Source organism: Cellulomonas sp. APG4, assembly GCF_009996735.1.
GTDB lineage: Bacteria > Actinomycetota > Actinomycetes > Actinomycetales > Cellulomonadaceae > Actinotalea.
In genome coordinates, this window is sequence record NZ_JAACYI010000003.1 from 215,407 (window position 1) to 234,192 (window position 18,786).

The window sequence follows — 18,786 nt, forward strand, 5'->3', positions numbered from 1 at the left end:
ACGCCGGGCACGCTCAGAACCCGAGGCGGTGCAGCTGCTTGGGGTCGCGCTGCCAGTCCTTGGCGACCTTCACGTGCAGGTCGAGGTAGACCTTGGTACCGAGGAGTGCCTCGATCCCCCGCCGCGCGCGGCTGCCCACGTCGCGCAGCCGCGATCCGCCACGGCCGATCACGATCGCCTTCTGGCTGTCCCGCTCGACGAAGAGGTGCACGCGCACGTCCAGCAGACCGGGGTTCCCGTCGGGGCCCTCGCGCCCCTCACGGGGGACGATCTCGTCGACCACCACGGCGAGCGAGTGCGGGAGCTCGTCGCGGACGCCCTCGAGCGCGGCCTCACGCACGAGCTCGGCGACCATCACGGCCTCGGGCTCGTCCGTGAGCTCGCCGTCCGGGTAGAGCGCCGGGCCGGGGGGCAGGTGGCCCACGAGCACGTCGACGAGCGTGTCCACCTGGTAGCCGTCCACGGCGCTGACCGGCACCACGTCCGCCCAGTCGCCGAGCTCGGCGATCGCGAGCAGGTGCTCGGCGAGCCGACCACGGGGCACCAGGTCGGCCTTCGTCGCGACCGCGACGACGGGCGTCGCCCCCGGCCCCTCCGCGAGGGCCGCGAGCTGCTGGGCGATGAACCGGTCGCCCGGGCCCACCCGCTGGTCCGCCGGGAGGCAGAAGACCACCACGTCGACCTCGCTCAGCGTGTCCCGCACGAGGTCGTTGAGGCGCTCGCCGAGCAGGGTGCGCGGCCGGTGCAGACCCGGGGTGTCGACGAGCACGAGCTGGGCGTCGGGACGGTGGACGATCCCCCGCACCACGTGGCGCGTCGTCTGGGGACGGCCCGACGTGATCGCGACCTTCTGCCCGACGACGGCGTTCGTCAGCGTCGACTTGCCCGCGTTGGGGCGGCCCACGACGCACACGAAGCCCGAGCGGAACTCGTCCCCCGTACGCCCCTCGGACGTCGCGTGAGGGGTGGTCATCGTCGTGCTCCTTCGCGTGCGGTGGGTGCGTCGTCGACGCCGTCGGGCTCGGGCGAGCGCTCGACGAGGATGGTCGAGAGCTGACGGCGGCGGCCCTCCGCGCGGTCGGCCGTCAGTCGCAGACCTGCGACGTCGGCGCTCGAGCCCGGGAGCGGGACCTTCCCGAGGGCCTTGGCGAGCAGACCACCCGCGGTGTCGACCTCGTCGTCCTCGACCTCGAGGTCGAACAGCTCGCCCAGCTCGTCGATCGGCAGCCGCGCGGGTACGCGGAACAGCTCCGGTCCCAGCTCCTCGACCTCGGGGGCCGCCCGGTCGTGCTCGTCCGTCAGCTCGCCCACGATCTCCTCGAGGGCGTCCTCGATCGTCACCAAACCGGCGATGCCGCCGAACTCGTCCACGACGAGGGCCATGTGGAACGCGCCCTGCTGCATCTCGCGCAGCAGGTCGTCCACCGGCTTCGACTCTGGGACGAACACCGGCGGCCGGACGAGCTCGTCGACCGGCGCGTCGTCCGCACCGCCCGAGGCGAAACGGTGCCGCACCACGTCCTTGAGGTAGAGCACGCCCAGCAGGTCGTCGACCGACTCGCCCACCACGGGCACGCGGGAGAACCCCGAGCGCAGGAACAACGACAGGGCCTTGCGCTCGGGCGTGCCGCTCGGGAGCGTGATCATCTCGGTGCGCGGGACCATCACCGCACGGGTGATGGTGTCCCCGAGACCCAGGACCGAACGGAACATCTCGCGCTCGTCGTCCTCGATGTGCTCGGACTCGCTGACACGGTCGACCATGTCGCGGATCTCGTCGTCGGTGAGGTCGTGCTCGCCGCTCGTCGCGCGGCTCAGCAGCCGTGACGGGGCCAGCGCGGCATGCGCGACCACGAGCACCGGTGACGTGAGCATCGCGGCGCCGAGGGGGTGGCGGCGTCCGAGCCTGCGCGGCACGAGGCGCACCACGACGAGGGCACCGGCCGCGCTCACGGCGGACGCGACGAGCAGCGCCTGCCACCACCGCAGGCCGCTCGCGACGACGGCGAGCGTCACCGACACCGCGGCGAGGGACTCGAGCGCGACCCGCAGCCCGGCCGCCGCCGACGAGGTCGTCGCGGGATCGCGTGCCAGGTCACGGACACGGCGTGCGGCGGGGCGCGGGGACCCGCCGAGCTCGGCGAGATGGGACCGCCCGAGCCTGAGCACCGCGGTCTCGCCCACGCTCAGCAGCGCGGCGAGCAGCACGGCGGCCGAGGCCGCCGCGGCGAGCGCGGCGACGGGGGCCTCGCTCATCGGCCCGCGAGGAAGGTGAGCAGCAGACGCCGCTGGAGCGCGAACATCTCCTTCTCCTCCTCCGGCTCGGCGTGGTCGTAGCCCAGCAGGTGCAGGATGCCGTGCGTCGTCAGGAGCAACAGCTCCTCCGTGGTCGAGTGCCCCGCGGCCCGTGCCTGGGTCGCCGCCACCTCGGGGCACAGGACGACGTCGCCCAGCAGCCCCGGCGGCGTCGGCTCACCTTCCGTCCCCGGTCGGAGCTCGTCCATCGGGAACGACAGGACGTCCGTGGGCCCGGGCTCGTCCATCCACTGCACGTGGAGCTCGCTCATCACGTCGGTTCCGACGAGGAGGATCGAGAGCTCGGTCTGGGGGTGCACGTGCATCGCGTCGAGCACGTGACGCGCGAGGGCGGCGAACTCGGCCTCGTCGACCACGTGCCCGGACTCGTTGTTGACCTCCACGCTCATCGCGGGCCTCCCGTCCGGGACCCGCCCGGCGCGCGCTGGTCCCACGTCGCGTACGCGTCGATGATGTCCCCGACCAGCCGGTGCCGCACCACGTCCGCCGAGGTCAGGCGGCAGAACTCGACGTCGTCGACACCGCCCAGGATCTGCTCGACCACCCGCAGGCCCGACGTCGTCCCACCCGGGAGGTCCACCTGCGTGACGTCGCCGGTGACGACCATCTTGGCGCCGAAGCCGAGCCGGGTCAGGAACATCTTCATCTGCTCGGTCGAGGTGTTCTGCGCCTCGTCGAGGATGATGAACGCGTCGTTGAGCGTGCGGCCGCGCATGTACGCGAGCGGTGCGACCTCGACGGTGCCGGACTCCATGAGCCGGGGGATCGAGTCCGGGTCGACCATGTCGTGCAGCGCGTCGTAGAGCGGGCGCAGGTACGGGTCGATCTTCTCGCTCAGGCTCCCGGGCAGGAACCCGAGCCGCTCGCCCGCCTCGACCGCGGGGCGGGTCAGCACGATCCGGTTGACCTGCTTGGCCTGCAGCGCCTGCACCGCCTTGGCCATCGCGAGGTACGTCTTGCCCGTACCGGCGGGCCCGATGCCGAACGTGATCGTGTGCCTGTCGATCGCGTCGACGTACGTCTTCTGCCCCACGGTCTTGGGCCGGATCGTGCGGCCACGGCTCGAGAGGATGTTCTGGGTCAGCACCTCGGCCGGCCGGCTGGCCGTGGCCGCCGTCAGCATCGCGACCGAGCGTGAGACGACGTCGGCGTTGAGCGGTGTCCCGCTCGCCGCGACCTCGAGCAGCTCGTCGAGCAGGCGTGACACGAGCGCGACGTCGGCAGGGGGACCCAGGAGGGTGATCTCGTCCCCGCGGGCGTGGATCCGGACGCGCGGGAAGCCGGCCTCGACGGCGCGGAGCACCTCGTCGCCCGGGCCCAGCAGCGCGACGGCGGGCAGGTGCGAGGGGACGACGATGCGGTGCTCGACGTCCGCGCCCGGTCGCGACGCCGTGTCGCGCGGCTCGTGGTCGGATGCGGTGCGGTCAGGTGTCTGGGACATGGGTGCGGCCGGGCCGCGGATCTCCTCGCTCGTGCGATCAGCTACGGCTGGTGCCGTCGGTGACGGCTCCCGCCGGTCGTGCCCGCGCGCGCAGGCACCCCCGCCATCCTACCGAGGGCGTCCGTCAGGCCGGGGTCCAGCCGAGCGCGGCACCGCCGAGCACGTGGGCGTGCACGTGGAAGACCGACTGGCCTGCCGAGGCGCCCGTGTTGAAGATCGTGCGGAACGCACCGTCGCACTCCGCCTGCGCGACCTCGTGCGCGAGTGCCACGACGTCGGCCAGGAGGGCCGGGTCCACCGCGGCGAGCTCGGCGACGTCGGGGTGGTGGTCCCGTGGGACCACCAGCACGTGCACGGGGGCCTGCGGTGCGATGTCGCGGAACGCGACCGCGCGCTCCGAGGTCGCGACGACCTCCGCCGGCACCTCGCCGGCGACGATGCGGCAGAACAGGCAGTCGGGCGAGGCCGTGGGAGTGGTCGACGACGACATGCCGTCAGCGTAGACCGCCGGTCGCGCCCGGGCCTGGGAGGATGACGACCCAGCTACCGGACGGAGAGTCAGATGTCGCTCGACCGCGTCGCCCCGCGGGGCCTGCTCGTGCTCGCCCTCGTCGTCGGCCTGTCCGCGTGCCAGACGGGCAGCGACGAGGAGCCGACCCCCGAGCCCGCCACGCAGGCGACGCAGACGCCGGACGACTCCGGCACGGGTGAGGACGCCGGTGACGACGACGCCACCGACGGCGCCGAGGACGACGCGTCGCAGGACGGCACGGTCGCCGACGACGTCCTGTCGAACGGGACGACGACGCTCACCGCGCCGGCGTCGGGTGCGACCGTCGACGGGCCTGCCGTCACCGTGAGCGGCGAAGCCACGGCCTTCGAGGGCACGCTCAACTACCACGTCCTGGACGCGGCGACCGGCGACGTTGTCGTGCCGGTGGACTACACGACCGCGGGCGCCAACGGCGAGGTCGGACCGTGGAGCATCGACCTGGACCTCGAGCCCGGCACGTACCGCGTCGAGGTGTGGGAGCCGAACATGGCGGGCGAGGGCGAGGGGTCCGACGAGGACAGGCTGAACCTCGTCGCCGTGACCTTCACCGTCTCCTGACGCAGGTGCCAGGGGCCCCGGCCCCTAGGCCCACCGGCCCGAGCGCTCCGCGAGGAGGCCGAGAGCGACCGGACCCGCGGTCGAGGTGCGCAGCACGTGCGGTCCGAGGCGCGCGGGCACCGCACCCGCGGTGATGAGCTCGTCCAGCTCCTCCGGCGCGATCCCTCCCTCGGGCCCCACGACCACGAGCACGCGGACCGCGCCTTCCCCGGACGGCGTCGGCAGCGGGACCTCCCCGAGGCTGACCCCGGCCTCGGCCGCCAGCACGACGGCGAGGCCGCCGTGCTCGCACACGCTCTGCACGCAGGAGGCCAGGCCGCGGGTGTCGACGGGCTCGGCGACCAGCGGCACGTGGGCTCGCCTCGACTGCTTGGCCGCCTCACGCACGGTCGCGAGCCACCGCGCCCGGCTCTTCGCGGCACGGTCGCCGCGCCAGACCACGACCGAGCGACCCGCCTGCCACGGCACGACCTCGTCGACGCCCACCTCGGTGGCAGCCTCGATCGCGCGCTCGTCGCGGTCACCCTTGGCGAGCGCCTGCGCGAGGACGAGCCGCACGGCGGGCGCAGGCTCGACCACGCGCTCCTCGACCGCGACCGTCAGGCTGCCGCCCTCGAACGACACGATCCGGCAGCGCAGACGCACGCCTTCGGTGTCGACGACGTCGACCCGCTCACCGGGACGGCGGCGCTGCACCACGGCGGCGTGACGCGCTTCGGCGCCCGTCAGCACGTACGTCGCGCCCGCGTCCAGGGCGTCGAGCAGGCCCGGCCCCGCGAGGAACACCGGTGCGCTCGTGCTCACCGTCCGGCGATCTTCTCGCGCAGCTTGGCGAACACACCCTGGTTGGCCGGCGTGAGTCGCGAGGAGGGCCGCTCCTCGTCACGCAGCACCGCGAGGCGGCGCAGCAGCTCGGTCTGCTCGTCGTCGAGCGCCGTGGGCACCTGGACGTCGACGTGCACGTGCAGGTCACCCCGCCCGCCGACGTGCAGGTGACCGATCCCGAGCCCCTTCTGCACGAGCACCTGCCCGGGCTGCGTGCCCGGCCGCACGTCGATCTCGCGCGCGCCGTCGAGCGTCTCGAGCTCGACGACCGTGCCGAGCGCGGCCGCCGTCATCGGCAGCTCGAGCGTGCAGTGCAGGTCGTCGCCCTGACGCACGAACGTCGGGTGCGGGCGCTCGCGCACCTCGAGGTAGACGTCGCCGGGCGGTCCACCCGCGGGCCCCACCTCGCCCTGCCCGCTGAGCCGGATGCGCGTTCCGCTGTCCACACCCGCCGGCACGTCGACCGAGAGCGTGCGACGGCTGCGCACCCGACCCTCGCCCGAGCACTCGGGGCACGGCTCCGGGATGACCGTGCCGAACCCGTGGCACGCGGCGCACGGGCTCGAGGTCATGACCTGGCCGAGGAACGAGCGCGCGACCCGCTGGACGACGCCGCGTCCGCCGCACACCTCGCACGTGCGTGGCGACGTGCCCGGCCGGCAGCAGCTGCCCTGGCACGTGCCGCACACGACGGCGGTGTCGACCTGGATCTCACGGTGCGCGCCGAAGGCGGCCTCGGCAAGGTCGATCTCCAGGCGCACGAGGGCGTCCTGGCCGCGCCGCGCGCGGGGCACGGGGCCGCGCTGGGCCGACGCGCCCTGCGCGGCGCCGAAGAACGTCTCGAAGATGTCCTGGAACCCGAAGCCCGCGCCGAACCCGGCCTGTCCCCCGCCCGGCGACGTCGGGTCCACGCCGCGGTCGTACATCTGCCGCTTCTCGGGGTTCGACAGCACCTCGTAGGCGCGTGACACGTCCTTGAAGCGGTCCTCCGCACCGTCGCCCGTCGCGACGTCCGGGTGCAGCTCGCGGGCCAGCTTCCGGTACGCCTTCTTGATCTGCTCGGGGGTGGCATCCTGGCTCACGCCGAGGATCTCGTAGTAGTTGCTGCTCACGGGTCGCTCTCGTAGGGGTCGAAGGTCAGCCGGCGAGGATGCGCGACAGGTAACGGGCGACGGCGCGGACCGAGGCGATCGTGCCCGCGTAGTCCATGCGGGTGGGGCCGACGGCGCCCAGGCGCGCGACGGCGTTGCCGTCCGCACCGTATCCCGCGGCCACGACAGACGTCTCGGCGAGCCCCGCGTGGCGGTTCTCGTGGCCGATCCGGACGGCCACGCCGGCGGAGTCGTCAGCCATCTCGGTGAGCAGGCGCAGCAGCACGACCTGCTCCTCGAGGGCCTCGAGCACCGGGCGGATGGTCCCGGTGAAGTCCGTGCCGCTGCGGGCGAGGTGCGAGGCGCCCGCCATCACGATGCGCTCCTCGGTCGCCTCCCCGAGCGTGTCCTCGACGACGGTGATCACCCGGTGCACGAGGGCGCGGTCGGCGGGAGCGAAGGCCTCCTCGAGGCGGGCGAGCGGTTCGGTGAGGTCGACGAGACGCCGCCCCGCGGCCGTCGCGTTGAGGCGGGCCCGGAGCTCGGGCACGACCTGCTCGTCGAGGGCCTCGTCGAGCTCGAGCGTGCGCTGCTCGACGCGGCCGGTGTCCGTGATGATCACGACCAGCAGACGGCGGTCGCCGAGGGGCACGAGCTCGAGGTGTCGCAGCGCCGAGCGCCGCAGGGACGGGTACTGGACGATCGCCACCTGCTGGGTCAGCTGGGCCAGCAGGCGCACCGACCGGTCCACGACGTCGTCGAGGTCCACAGCGTCCTCGAGGAAGTGCTGGATCGCGCGGCGCTCGGGCGAGGAGAGCGGCTTGATCGTCGAGAGCTGGTCGACGAACAGGCGGTAGCCCTTGTCGGTCGGGACGCGCCCCGCCGACGTGTGCGGCTGCGCGATGTAGCCGGCGTCCTCGAGGGCCGCCATGTCGTTGCGGATCGTCGCAGGGGACACCCCGAGGTTGTGCCGCTCGACGAGCACCCGCGAGCCCACGGGCTCCCGGGTCTGCACGTAGTCCTCGACGATGGCGCGCAGCACACCGAGCCTGCGGTCGTCGCTCATCTGCACCTCCCACCCTGAGGCTCTCGTCACGCCCTCCCCCGCCGACGGGGGCAGCCGGAGGGCGTGGCACTCGACTGCCCCGAGTGCTAATCGTACTCGGCCCGCGGCGAGGCACGGCGCGGCGACCGGGCGCGACGGCCGCGTCCTGGCATCATCGCCGCCACCCCGCCCGCACCACCAGGAGTCCCGTTGCACGACAGGTACGGCCCCGACGTCCTCGCCGGCGCCCGCGCGACCCACCACCGTGCGCCCCGCACCTCGAGGCCCACCCCGGCCGCGACGGGGCTCGTGGTCGAGGAGGTCACCACGGGCTGGGTCGGGGCCGTGACGCGCGTCGAGAAGTCCGGCGGGACGCACGTCGTCGTCCTCGAGGACCGCAACGGCCGCACGCGCACGTTCCCGCTCGGGCCAGGGTTCTGGGTCGACGGCGAGCCGGTCGAGCTCACCGCCCCCACCGGCCCGGCCCCGACGCGCCCCACGCGCACCGCGTCGGGCTCGCGCGCGGTGACCGGCGCGCGGGCCCGGGTCGCACGGGCCAGCCGCATCTGGGTCGAGGGGCGCCACGACGCCGAGCTGGTCGAGAAGGTCTGGGGCGACGACCTGCGCGTCGAGGGGGTCGTGGTCGAGATGCTCGACGGCGTGGACGACCTGGTCGGAGCCCTCGCCGAGTTCGGCCCGTCCGCGCAGCGGCGCGTCGGCGTGCTCGTGGACCACCTGGTGCCCGGCTCCAAGGAGAGCCGCATCGCCGAGCAGGCGACGCGGAGCGCGCCGGCCGGATCGGTGCTCGTCCTCGGTCACCCCTACGTCGACGTGTGGCAGGCCGTGCGCCCCGGGCGCCTCGGCCTCGACCGCTGGCCGGTGATCGAGCGCGGCACGGAGTGGAAGCACGGGATCCTGCGCGAGCTCGGCTGGCCGCACGGCGACCAGGCCGACGTCGCGCGCGCCTGGAAGCGGATCCTGGGGACCGTGCGCGACTACCGCGACCTCGAGCCCACCCTGCTGGGCCGCGTCGAGGAGCTCATCGACTTCGTGACCGGCTGAGCCCGCGCCACGCCGTCCGGACTGCGGAGGCGTCACCCGCCAGGCCCGGGATTCGCTACTGTGCGAGTGCACTGTGACGTGGGGCACTCCGAGGCCTCCCCGTACCCCCTTCTCACACGAGCTGGTGACGTGACATGACGACCAACCCCGACGAGCCCCAGCAGCCCGGCAGCACCCCGCCGCCCCCGCCCGGGACCGGCGCCACGCCGCCTCCCCCGCCCGGTGCGGGCACACCCCCGCCCGCCGCTCAGCAGCCGCCCGCCGGGGGCTACCAGGCACCGGCCGGCGGCTACCAGGCCGCTCCGCCGCCCGGTGGCGGCTACGGCGGCGCACCCCAGGCGTCCTACGGCGCCCAGCCGCCGCTGAGCGACTCCGACCAGCGCATGTGGGCGATGCTCGCGCACATCGGCGGCATCCTGTTCTGGTTCGTGGCCCCGCTGGTGATCTGGCTGATCTTCAAGGACCGCGGCCGCTACGTCGACGAGCAGGCCAAGGAGGCGCTGAACTGGCAGATCACGCTGACGATCGCGTACATCGCCGGAATGATCCTCACCGTGATCGTCATCGGTGGCCTCATCCTGGTCGCCGCGGGCATCTGCGCCCTCGTCTTCGGGATCATCGCGGCGATCGCCGCCAACAAGGGCGAGCCGTACCGCTACCCGTTCGCGCTGCGCCTCGTGAAGTGACGCGACGCACGCGGCCGTGAGCCGCGACGAGGGCCGGTGACCACCTGGTCACCGGCCCTCGTCGTCTCCGGCGCACGTGCGGCGTAGGTCCCAGGCAGCGACGCCCGCCCTCCGCGTCAGTCGGTCAGCGTGCGCACCACGTGGTCGGCGAGCAGGCGTCCGCGTCGCGTGAGGAGCAGGCGACCGCCCACGGCCGCGCGGCCGTCGAGCAACCCGTCCGCGACCAGGCCGGCGACGGCGGGCCGCGCCGCCGCGGTGAGCGTCGTCGTCGGGAGCCCCTCGGCCAGCCGCACGCCGAGCATCACGCGCTCGAGCGCGACGTCGTCGGGTCGCAGCAGCTCACGGCCTGCGGCGGGGCTGAGCCCCTGGCCCAACCTGTCCGCGTACGCCCGCGGGTGCTTGACGTTCCACCACCGCACGCCACCGGCCGCACCGCCCACGTGCGAGTGCGCGCCCGGGCCCACGCCCCACCAGTCGTCGCCACGCCAGTAGGCGAGGTTGTGCCGGCACGCGTCCTGCGGCGTCCGCGCCCAGTTGCTCACCTCGTACCAGTGCAGTCCGGCGCCCGCGAGCACGTCGTCGGCGACCTCGTACTTCGTCGCCTCGTCGTCCGGGTCCGGTGCGGGCAGCTCGCCGCGGCGCACCTGCACGGCCATGCGCGTGCCAGGCTCGACCACGAGGGCGTACGCCGAGACGTGGTCCACGTCGCACGCGAGAACGGCGTCGAGCGACCGACGCCAGTCGTCGACCGACTCCCCCGGTGTCCCGTAGATCAGGTCGAGCGAGACCGCCAGCCCGACGTCGCGCGCCCACCGCACGGCCTCGGGCACGCGCGCCGGGTCGTGCGTACGGTCGAGCGTGGCGAGCACGTGCGGCACTGCTGACTGCATCCCGAACGAGACCCGCGTGACACCGGCGCGCGCGAGCGTCGCGAGCGACTCCGGCGTCACCGAGTCGGGGTTCGCCTCGGTGGTCACCTCGGCGCCCGCCTTCAGCCCCCACGCCTGCCGGACGCCGTCGAGCAGCAGCGCGAGGTCGCCCGCAGGGAGCAGGGTCGGGGTACCGCCGCCGAAGAAGACCGTGCTCGCCGGCCGGCCGCCCACACCGGCCTCGTCGAGCACGCGCCGCGCGAGCGCGATCTCGTCGAGGGCCGTGCGCGCGTAGCCCGCGAGGCTCGCACCTCCGCCCAGCTCGGTCGCGGTGTAGGTGTTGAAGTCGCAGTAGCCGCACCGCACCGCGCAGAACGGCACGTGCACGTAGACCCCGAAGCCCGAGCCGGGCCGCCCGAGGTCCGCCGGAAGGGCTCCGTCGGCGGGCGCGGGCTCGCCGTCGGGCAGGGCTGGCATGCCTCCATGGTCGCACCTCGGCCCAGGTGTTGACTTCGAGTGCACTCCAGCTCCTACGTTCGCGTCATGAGCACGATCGAGGGCTGCAGCATCGAGCAGGCATCCGCGCGCACGGGCGTCCCCGCCCACACGCTGCGCTACTACGAGCGCATCGGCCTCCTCGCCCCGGTGCCGCGCGGGCCCGGCGGACGACGCCGCTACACCGAGGACGACCTGGGCTGGGTCAGGTTCCTGACGCTGCTCAGACAGACCGACATGCCGATCCGCGACATGCAGCGGTTCGTGGACCTCACGCGCGCCGGTGACGCCACGGTGCCGCAGCGGGTCGCGCTGCTCCGTGCGCACCGCGAGGCGCTCGTCGAGCGCCTCGACCTCCTCCAGCACCACCTGGGCGCCATCACCACCAAGATCGACGTCTACGAGGGCCTCCTGCCACCGGACGCGTGCGTCGAGCCGTCGACGCCGGCGGCCGACGACCGCACCGCCCTCGCACTGACCGACGGGAGCCCCCGATGACCACCATCCCGACGCGTGAGCTCGGCACCACCGGGCAGCAGGTCTCCGCGATCGCGCTGGGCGCGATGCCCATGGGCTCGCTGACCGACGAGAAGACCTCGGTCGCGCTGCTCGACCGCTTCGTGGCCGACGGCGGGACCTTCCTCGACACCGCGGACTGCTACGCATGGTGGTGGGCACACGGGACCAACGGCGGGCAGAGCGAGGAGCTGCTGGGCCGTTGGATGGCCGACCGCCGCAACCGCGACGACGTCGTGCTCGCGACCAAGGGCAGCGCGACGCTGCGCGATCCCTCCCGCTCGTGGCCCGCCCCCGACGTCGAGCCGGACTGGACCGACGCCCGGACGCAGTTCGTCGGGGCCTCGGCGCCCGTGCTGCGTCGTTCGCTCGAGGCGAGCCTGCGCAGGCTCGGCACCGACCACGTCGACCTCTACTACGTGCACGTCGACGACGAGGCGACGCCGCTCGAGGAGACGCTCGAGGCGCTCGCGGCGTTCGTCGAGGAGGGGAAGATCCGCTGGTACGGCTGGTCGAACGTCCGGACCGAGCGCCTCGAGCGGATCCACGAGCTGTGCGACGCGAACGGGTGGCCCGCGCCCGTCGCCCTCCAGCAGCAGCATTCCTACCTGCGGCCGCATGACGGCGCGGCGAGCGTGTCGATCGTCGACGAGCGCCAGCTCGCGCACCTGCGCGCCCGTCCCGAGCTGACGCTCGTCGCCTACTCCCCCGTGCTCAAAGGGCTGTACGACATGGCTCCGGCTCGGCGATCGGGCCACTGGCTGCTCGAGCCGTACGCGGGCGGCGATGCCGAACGCAGGTTCGCCGCCGTCGAGGCCGTGGCGCGCGAGCTCGGCGTCCCGCCCACCCGGGTGGTGCTCGCCTGGCTCCTCGCGCAGCAGGACCCGCGGGTGGTGCCGATCCTGGGCACCTCACGCCTCGACCGGTACGAGGACCAGGTGGCCGCCGTCGGCCTCGAGCTGTCCCCGGCGCACCTCGAGCTCCTGACGGCGCCCTGACCCGAGGCCGGCGGTGACTACTTCTTCGCCTTGTCCTTGGCGTCCGACTGCTCGGAGGACAGCGCGGCGATGAACGCCTCCTGCGGCACGTCGACCCGGCCGATGGTCTTCATGCGCTTCTTGCCCTCCTTCTGCTTCTCGAGCAGCTTGCGCTTGCGGCTGATGTCACCGCCGTAGCACTTGGCCAGGACGTCCTTGCGGATCGCGCGGATCGTCTCGCGAGCGATCACGCGCGAACCCACCGCGGCCTGGATCGGCACCTCGAACTGCTGGCGCGGGATGAGCTCCTTGAGCTTGGCGGTCATCATCACGCCGTAGGCGTACGCCTTGTCCTTGTGCACGATCGCGCTGAACGCGTCCACCTGCTCGCCCTGCAGCAGGATGTCCACCTTGACCAGCGCGGCCGCCTGGTCGCCGCTGACCTCGTAGTCGAGGGACGCGTAGCCACGTGTGCGTGACTTGAGCTGGTCGAAGAAGTCGAACACGATCTCGGCGAGCGGCAGGGTGTAGCGCATCTCGACCCGGTCGGCCGACAGGTAGTCCATGCCGAGCAGGTCACCCCGGCGCGACTGGCACAGCTCCATGATCGCGCCGATGTGCTCGGACGGCGCCAGGATCGTCGCCCGCACGACGGGCTCGCGGACCTCCCTGATCTTGCCGCCCGGGAACTCGCTCGGGTTGGTCACGACGACCGTCTCGCCGTCCTCCATCGTGACGTCGTAGATCACGTTGGGTGCCGTCGAGATCAGGTCGAGGTCGAACTCGCGCTCGAGCCGCTCACGCACGATCTCGAGGTGCAGCAGGCCCAGGTACCCGACCCGGAAGCCGAAGCCGAGCGCGACCGAGGTCTCGGGCTCGTACATCAGCGCGGCATCGTTGAGCTTGAGCTTGTCGAGCGCGTCCCGCAGCACCGGGTAGTCCGAGCCGTCGATCGGGTAGAGACCCGAGAAGACCATCGGCTTGGGGTCGCTGTAGCCGCCGAGCGGCTCCTCGGCCGGCTTCGCCGAGTCCGTGACGGTGTCCCCGACCTTGGACTGGCGGACGTCCTTGACGCCTGTGATGAGGTAGCCCACCTCGCCGACGCCGAGCCCCTTCGTCGGGATCGCCTCGGGAGAGATCACACCGAGCTCGAGCAGCTCGTGGGTGGCCCGGGTCGACATCATCGCGATGCGGTCGCGCGGGGTGAGCTGCCCGTCGACCACGCGCACGTACGTGACCACGCCTCGGTACGTGTCGTAGACGGAGTCGAAGATCATCGCGCGTGCCGGGGCGTCGGCGCGCCCCACCGGGGCGGGCACGAGCTCGACGATCCGGTCGAGCAGCGCCTCCACGCCCTCACCCGTCTTGCCCGAGACCTTGAGGACGTCCTCGGGCTCGCCCCCCACGAGTCCCGCGATCTCCTCGGCGTACTTCTCCGGCTGCGCGGCGGGGAGGTCGATCTTGTTCAGGACCGGGATGATCGTGAGGTCGTTCTCCATCGCGAGGTACAGGTTCGCGAGCGTCTGTGCCTCGATCCCCTGGGCCGCGTCGACGAGCAGGACGGCACCCTCGCAGGCCGCCAGCGAGCGCGAGACCTCGTAGGTGAAGTCGACGTGGCCCGGGGTGTCGATCATGTTGAGCGCGTACGGCTGCTGCGCACCCTCGGGCCCGGCGGCCCAGGGCATGCGCACGGCCTGGGACTTGATCGTGATGCCGCGCTCACGCTCGATGTCCATGCGGTCCAGGTACTGCGCGCGAGCGGCGCGCTCGTCGACCACCCCGGTGAGCTGGAGCATGCGGTCGGCGAGCGTCGACTTGCCGTGGTCGATGTGGGCGATGATGCAGAAGTTGCGGATGAGCTCGGGCGGCGTGGCGGCCGGCTGGATCCGCTGGCTCTGCGCAGCGCTGGGGATCGGGGACACGCGGGGACGACTCCGTCGGGCTCGGTGGGTTCGCGGCAGCGTCCATGGTCCCACGTCCCGGCCCCGGCCATGACCTGCGCACGGGGTCCTGACGGCTCGCGGTTGGCGCACATGCGGCGTCGTGGGCCAGGGCCGGCGCCACCCCTTGCAGGCCCTGCGCTGCAGCGCGAGGGTGGAGGTCCGAGGCGTCGCCGACGCCGTCGACCGGGAGGAGCCCTCGATGGCCACCACCGTCGCACGTGTCACCCAGATCAGCTCGCGCTCCGAGGTCAGCTTCGAGGACGCGGTCGCGGGCGGGATCGAGCGCGCCACCCAGACGCTGCGCAACGTCCAGGGCGCCTGGGTCAAGGAGCAGAAGGTCGAGGTGCGCGAAGGCCGCATCACGGCGTACCAGGTGATGCTCGAGGTCACCTTCGTGCTCGACGACTGAGCCGACGAGGGTGCCGGACCGGCGCGGGTCGGTCCGGCACCTCGGTACCGTGGGCGCATGAACCGGCTCGTCGCGCGTCTGGTGCGCACCGTCCGAGCCCACCGGGCGGCCGCGACGGGACGTCCGTCCCGCGGTCGGCCCGCCAGCGCCTACCCCGGTGACCACACCGGCCCGCTCCGGCCCGTGTACCGGCCCGACCTCGACGGCGACCCGGATCCCGGCGAGATCGTCTGGACGTGGGTGCCGTACGAGGAGGACCACGGCCGCGGCAAGGACCGCCCGGTGCTGGTGGTGGGGCACGACGGTCCGTGGCTGCTCGCGCTCATGCTCAGCAGCCGCGATCACGACGCACGACCGGACGCCCGTGGCGAGAGCTGGCTCGACCTGGGCACCGGCGAGTGGGACGCACGACGCCGCCCGAGCGAGGTGCGGCTCGACCGCGTGCTCCGGATCGCGCCCGAGGAGGTCCGGCGGGAGGGCGCAGTGCTCGACCGCGCACGCTTCGACGCGGTCGCCGCGGCGCTCACCGCGCGCCACCCACGCCGAGATCCCTGACCTGGTAGCATCGATCCCCGCGTGTCCGCCCAGGTCGGCGGGCACAGGTCCAGCGCCTTCCCGCGGGTGTCCCCACGCCCCAGTCCCGGCGCCGGACGCGCCCTCTACGACCTGTCAGATCGCTCCGGCGAACCCACAAAGAGAGTCCACACGTGGCGAACATCAAGTCCCAGATCAAGCGCATCCGCACCAACGAGGCGGCGCGCCTGCGCAACAAGGCCGTGAAGTCCGAGCTCAAGACGCACGTGCGTCGTGTGCGCGAGGCCGTGGCCGCGGGCGACAAGGACGCAGCCGCCGTCGCGCTGCGCTCCGCCTCGACCAAGCTCGACAAGGCCGCGAGCAAGGGCGTCATCCACGCGAACCAGGCGGCCAACCGCAAGTCGGCGCTGGCCAAGCAGGTCGCGAGCCTCTGAGACGCACCGCCTCAGCGCGGCATCGCGAAGGGCGCCACCCCACGGGGTGGCGCCCTTCGTCGTCGACGGCGAACTGAGCGGGTGACCGTGGCAGCCATCCGCGGACCGCAGCCGTGCGCGGCGCTGGCGCCCCCTGCTCGCCAGCCCTCGCGCGGGCCTCAGGAGACGGAGGTCCCTCCGGAGGTCGCAACCGTCCCCTCAGGCTGACGGACCGGCTGCGCCGTCCGCCGGATCCCGGCCTCCTCGAGGGCCGAGTCGTACGCGCGCACGGCGCCCGCGAGGTCACCGTGCTCGAGGAGCCGGTCCCCCAGCGCCCGCCACACCGTGGCGGACTCGCGACCGGCCGTCATCATGCCGAGCATCTCGGCCGCCCAGCCGTAGGCCTCCTGGGCGCGCTCGATGTCACCGCGCGCCGCGTGGGCGTCGCCGAGCAGCATGCGACCGTTGCAGGTGTCGAGCACGGCCTCGGCCCCGAGCCGCTCCAGACCCGCGTGCGCGAGCTCCTCGGCCTTCGTCGGGTCACCGAGGAGGAGGTGCGCCCGGCCCGCCTCGAACATGCACCGCGCCAGGTCGATCTCCGACCCCACGAGCTCGAGCGCCGCACGCGCCTGCTCGAGCTGGTCGAGCGCGAGCCGGGGCTCCGGCGGGTCGGAGCGCAGCACGAGCCACGCGTAGTGCAGGCGCAGGCGAGGGACGTCCCGGCTCGCCGCGCCCTCGCTCAGGTAGGCGAGCGCACGCTCGGTCAGGCGCCTGGCCTCCGCCACGTCCCCGCGACCCTCGGCCACGAGCGACGCGTTCCAGTAGATCGAGCCTCGCCCCCGCATGGTGCCGTGCTCATCGGCGATGCGGATGAGCTCGGCCGCCCGGTGCGTCGCGTACAGCAGGTCGCCGCGCTCGACGTACGACCACAGGATCGTCGCCGCGAGTCGCAGGTGCTCGTCGGTGCCCCGCGCTCCCTGCGCCTCGACCTCCGCGAGCACGGACTCGCCGAGCTCGATGCTGCGCCCCAGGTCACCGGCGTCGTGATAGGCCACGACCAGGCTCGTCGCGAGGGTCGCCGAGTCGAGCACGCGGCGCTCGGACCGTGCACGCGCGAGCAGGGGCTCCAGCACGCCGACGGTCTCCTCGAGCTGGCCGAGCGCGTCGTAGGCGGAGGCGAGGGCCTCGAGCGCCTCCGCGTGGTGGCGCGACGCGATCGTCGACAGGTCGAGGGCGAGAAGACGGTCACGCGCCTCCTCGGCCGCACCGTTCGCGAGCGCGAGCCGGGCGAACCCGATCTCGAGGCGCGCACGTTCCTCGCTCGGCGCCTTGTCGCCGTGCCGCAGGTAGTCCGCCGTCGTGCCGAGACGCTCGGCGAGCACCTTGAGGGCGCCGTCGGTGGGCACGCGGCGCCCGGCCTCGATCAGCGACACGTAGCTGGGCGAGAAGTCGTCGCCCGCGAGCGCGGTCTGCGAGAGGCCGGCACGCGTGCGCTCGGCGCGAAGTCGTTCTGCGAGGTCTGTCACAAGGGGTCACTCTACCGTTGACTAGCCCCGAAGGGCAGGGGCCACGGCACCGCCGATCGGGTGAAGAACAGACACCGAGACGGGGCCCGACGACCGAGGGGCCACCCGGAAGACGGGTGACCCCTCGGTCGTGCGACGCAGGTCGGCGCGAGCCGACCCCGCTCACTGCTTGCAGCAGCCGCTGCTGCCGATCGCGGTCACCGACGCCGTGTCGTCCAGCGGCAGGCCGACGACGGCGATGCCGAGGCTCAGGACTGCGGCGGCGAGGGCCTTCGCGAAGCGGTTCATGTCAGTTCTCCTGTCGTTCGAGCCGGGGGGCTGTCATGACGACTATGACAGGATTCCTCCAGGTATGCACCCCTCCCGAACAGCCTTCTTGGTACGTGCGCGGTGAACTTTTGGGGAGATAGAGGGGCAGACCAGGAGGTATCCCGCGCGATTGACACGTCACTCGTCCGGGTGATTCTGCTTCGCGGGCCGGCCCTCGTGTCATCGCACGTATGACTCGCGCGTCAGTCGCGGGCGGCCCGCGCGATCCGTAGGACCGCGCGCTCGACGGCGAAGACGGGATCGCGGCCCGCGCCCTTGACCTCGGCGTCCGCCTGGGCGACAGCCGTGATCGCCGCCGCCAACCCCTCCGGGGTCCAGCTCGCGAGCTCGCGTCGGGCCTTGTCGACCTGCCAGGGGGCGAGCCCGAGGTCCCGGGCATCCATACCGCGCCCCCGTGCGGCCGCGACCTTCGCGAGCGTGCGCAGGCGCACCGCCAGGGCTGCGACCAGCGGGACCGGGTCGGTGCCCGTGGCGAGGGCGTGCCTCAGCAGGGCCACGGCGTCGCCCGCCCTGCCCTCGGCGGCGGCATCGGCGACCTTGAAGCCGGTGGCCTCGACGCGGCCTCCGTAGTAGCGCGCCACGAGCTCGGCCGAGATGGGGCCGGTGCTGTCGGCGACGAGCTGCTGGCACGCCGCGGCCAGCTCGCGCAGATCCGCTCCGCATGCCTCGAGCAGGGCGCGCATCGCGGCGGGCTCGGCCCGACGTCCTGCGCGACGGAGCTCCGCGCCCGCGAACGCGAGCTTGTCGGCGTCCTTCTTGAGGGGGTCGCACGCGACCTGTACCGCGCCGGCGGCCCTGAGCGCGTCGAGCGCCTTCTTGCCCCGCACACCGCCGCCGTGCCGTACGACGAGCACCACCTCGGGAGCAGGGTCGGCGGCGTACGCCACGACGTCGTCGAGCGCCGCCTCCGTCCCGGACTGGAAGTCCTCGACCACGACCACGCGCGGCTCGTCGAACAACGAGGGGCTCGCCACCACACGGAGCCGTCCGGGCAGGTACGACGCCGCCTCGAGCCGGGTGACCTCGACCTCGGGGTCGCGCGCACGCGCCTGGGCCACGAGGCCGTCCACGGCTCGCTCGGCGAGCAGGCTCTCCGAGCCGTGGACGAGGACCAGGGGGGCGAGCTCGACCTGGTCCCAGGCGAGGGCCGAGGGGGCGCGTCGTGCGGGGGGCATGCGCACCAGCCTGCCACGCACG

At 73.3% G+C, this 18,786-nt stretch carries 21 protein-coding genes; 8 read left to right on the top strand and 13 right to left on the bottom strand.

What is annotated here, in order from left to right; translation table 11 throughout:
* Positions 1–13: 13 nt before the first annotated feature.
* From era to GXB85_RS04395, 5 genes are all read right to left on the bottom strand, one after another.
* Entirely contained in the window at positions 14–973 is a 960-nt protein-coding gene (gene era, locus GXB85_RS04375; protein WP_161916419.1) for a GTPase Era, read from the bottom strand.
* On the bottom strand, positions 970–2,256 hold the full coding sequence (locus GXB85_RS04380; RefSeq protein ID WP_161916420.1) for a hemolysin family protein: 1,287 nt from the start codon (positions 2,254–2,256) through the stop codon (positions 970–972). The genes era and GXB85_RS04380 overlap by 4 nt, the downstream gene beginning before the upstream one ends.
* Entirely contained in the window at positions 2,253–2,705 is a 453-nt protein-coding gene (ybeY, locus tag GXB85_RS04385) for an rRNA maturation RNase YbeY (RefSeq protein WP_161916421.1), read from the bottom strand. The genes GXB85_RS04380 and ybeY overlap by 4 nt, the downstream gene beginning before the upstream one ends.
* Complete coding sequence (locus GXB85_RS04390) at positions 2,702–3,757, bottom strand: PhoH family protein (protein WP_161916422.1); 1,056 nt, start codon at positions 3,755–3,757, stop codon at positions 2,702–2,704. The genes ybeY and GXB85_RS04390 overlap by 4 nt, the downstream gene beginning before the upstream one ends.
* Before the next feature lie 124 nt (positions 3,758–3,881).
* Complete coding sequence (locus GXB85_RS04395) at positions 3,882–4,247, bottom strand: histidine triad nucleotide-binding protein (RefSeq protein WP_161916423.1); 366 nt, start codon at positions 4,245–4,247, stop codon at positions 3,882–3,884.
* A gap of 72 nt (positions 4,248–4,319) precedes the next feature.
* Here GXB85_RS04395 and GXB85_RS04400 point away from each other — a divergent pair, with 72 nt between their 5' ends.
* Positions 4,320–4,868, top strand: a complete 549-nt coding sequence (locus GXB85_RS04400) for a Gmad2 immunoglobulin-like domain-containing protein (protein ID WP_161916424.1) — start codon at positions 4,320–4,322, stop codon at positions 4,866–4,868.
* Positions 4,869–4,892: 24 nt separating this feature from the next.
* On the opposite strand, the gene GXB85_RS04405 is transcribed toward GXB85_RS04400, so the two are convergent.
* Genes GXB85_RS04405 through hrcA form a run of 3 tightly spaced genes read right to left on the bottom strand, consistent with a single transcriptional unit; the run spans position 4,893 to position 7,850 of the window.
* Positions 4,893–5,672 (bottom strand): 16S rRNA (uracil(1498)-N(3))-methyltransferase, encoded by a 780-nt coding sequence (locus GXB85_RS04405; protein ID WP_161916425.1) that lies wholly within the window; start codon positions 5,670–5,672, stop codon positions 4,893–4,895.
* Positions 5,669–6,805, bottom strand: coding sequence for a molecular chaperone DnaJ (gene dnaJ / locus GXB85_RS04410; protein ID WP_161916426.1), 1,137 nt, complete (start codon positions 6,803–6,805; stop codon positions 5,669–5,671). Before dnaJ ends, GXB85_RS04405 begins: the two co-directional genes overlap by 4 nt.
* A gap of 25 nt (positions 6,806–6,830) precedes the next feature.
* Complete coding sequence (hrcA, locus tag GXB85_RS04415) at positions 6,831–7,850, bottom strand: heat-inducible transcriptional repressor HrcA (RefSeq protein ID WP_161916427.1); 1,020 nt, start codon at positions 7,848–7,850, stop codon at positions 6,831–6,833.
* Between the two features lie 189 nt (positions 7,851–8,039).
* Between hrcA and GXB85_RS04420 the strand changes: the two genes are divergently transcribed.
* The gene (locus GXB85_RS04420) at positions 8,040–8,891 is read left to right on the top strand and encodes a DUF3097 domain-containing protein (protein WP_161916428.1); all 852 of its coding nucleotides are present in this window, start codon (positions 8,040–8,042) and stop codon (positions 8,889–8,891) included.
* A gap of 134 nt (positions 8,892–9,025) precedes the next feature.
* Positions 9,026–9,577, top strand: coding sequence for a DUF4870 domain-containing protein (locus GXB85_RS18050; RefSeq protein ID WP_237727959.1), 552 nt, complete (start codon positions 9,026–9,028; stop codon positions 9,575–9,577).
* A gap of 116 nt (positions 9,578–9,693) precedes the next feature.
* Here GXB85_RS18050 and hemW read toward each other — a convergent pair whose 3' ends face one another.
* Positions 9,694–10,923 carry a radical SAM family heme chaperone HemW gene (gene hemW / locus GXB85_RS04430; protein WP_161916429.1) on the bottom strand — a complete coding sequence of 410 codons (1,230 nt, stop codon included), beginning with the start codon at positions 10,921–10,923 and terminating at the stop codon, positions 9,694–9,696.
* A 66-nt stretch (positions 10,924–10,989) separates the two neighbouring features.
* On the opposite strand from hemW, the gene GXB85_RS04435 reads away from it, so the two are divergent.
* Together GXB85_RS04435 and GXB85_RS04440 are read left to right on the top strand one after the other, a co-directional pair.
* Positions 10,990–11,439: a MerR family transcriptional regulator gene (locus GXB85_RS04435; RefSeq protein ID WP_161916430.1), complete on the top strand. Its 450-nt coding sequence runs from the start codon at positions 10,990–10,992 to the stop codon at positions 11,437–11,439.
* Positions 11,436–12,455 carry an aldo/keto reductase gene (locus GXB85_RS04440; RefSeq protein ID WP_202627546.1) on the top strand — a complete coding sequence of 340 codons (1,020 nt, stop codon included), beginning with the start codon at positions 11,436–11,438 and terminating at the stop codon, positions 12,453–12,455. Before GXB85_RS04435 ends, GXB85_RS04440 begins: the two co-directional genes overlap by 4 nt.
* 17 nt (positions 12,456–12,472) lie before the next feature.
* Here the strand turns inward: GXB85_RS04440 and lepA are convergent, their stop codons facing one another.
* Positions 12,473–14,356, bottom strand: coding sequence for a translation elongation factor 4 (gene lepA / locus GXB85_RS04445; protein ID WP_161916431.1), 1,884 nt, complete (start codon positions 14,354–14,356; stop codon positions 12,473–12,475).
* Positions 14,357–14,576: 220 nt separating this feature from the next.
* Here lepA and GXB85_RS04450 point away from each other — a divergent pair, with 220 nt between their 5' ends.
* From GXB85_RS04450 to rpsT, 3 genes are all read left to right on the top strand, one after another.
* Positions 14,577–14,786 (top strand): dodecin family protein, encoded by a 210-nt coding sequence (locus GXB85_RS04450; RefSeq protein WP_161916432.1) that lies wholly within the window; start codon positions 14,577–14,579, stop codon positions 14,784–14,786.
* A gap of 57 nt (positions 14,787–14,843) precedes the next feature.
* The gene (locus GXB85_RS04455) at positions 14,844–15,341 is read left to right on the top strand and encodes a type II toxin-antitoxin system PemK/MazF family toxin (protein ID WP_161916433.1); all 498 of its coding nucleotides are present in this window, start codon (positions 14,844–14,846) and stop codon (positions 15,339–15,341) included.
* A 152-nt stretch (positions 15,342–15,493) separates the two neighbouring features.
* A complete protein-coding gene (gene rpsT, locus GXB85_RS04460; RefSeq protein ID WP_161916434.1) occupies positions 15,494–15,754 on the top strand; it encodes a 30S ribosomal protein S20 in 261 nt (86 codons plus the stop codon).
* A gap of 158 nt (positions 15,755–15,912) precedes the next feature.
* On the opposite strand, the gene GXB85_RS04465 is transcribed toward rpsT, so the two are convergent.
* From GXB85_RS04465 to holA, 3 genes are all read right to left on the bottom strand, one after another.
* A complete protein-coding gene (locus tag GXB85_RS04465; RefSeq protein WP_161916435.1) occupies positions 15,913–17,259 on the bottom strand; it encodes a helix-turn-helix domain-containing protein in 1,347 nt (448 codons plus the stop codon).
* 162 nt (positions 17,260–17,421) lie between these two features.
* Positions 17,422–17,547, bottom strand: a complete 126-nt coding sequence (locus tag GXB85_RS18515; RefSeq protein WP_255465726.1) for a hypothetical protein — start codon at positions 17,545–17,547, stop codon at positions 17,422–17,424.
* A 224-nt stretch (positions 17,548–17,771) separates the two neighbouring features.
* Entirely contained in the window at positions 17,772–18,764 is a 993-nt protein-coding gene (gene holA, locus GXB85_RS04470; RefSeq protein WP_161916436.1) for a DNA polymerase III subunit delta, read from the bottom strand.
* Positions 18,765–18,786 lie beyond the last annotated feature (22 nt).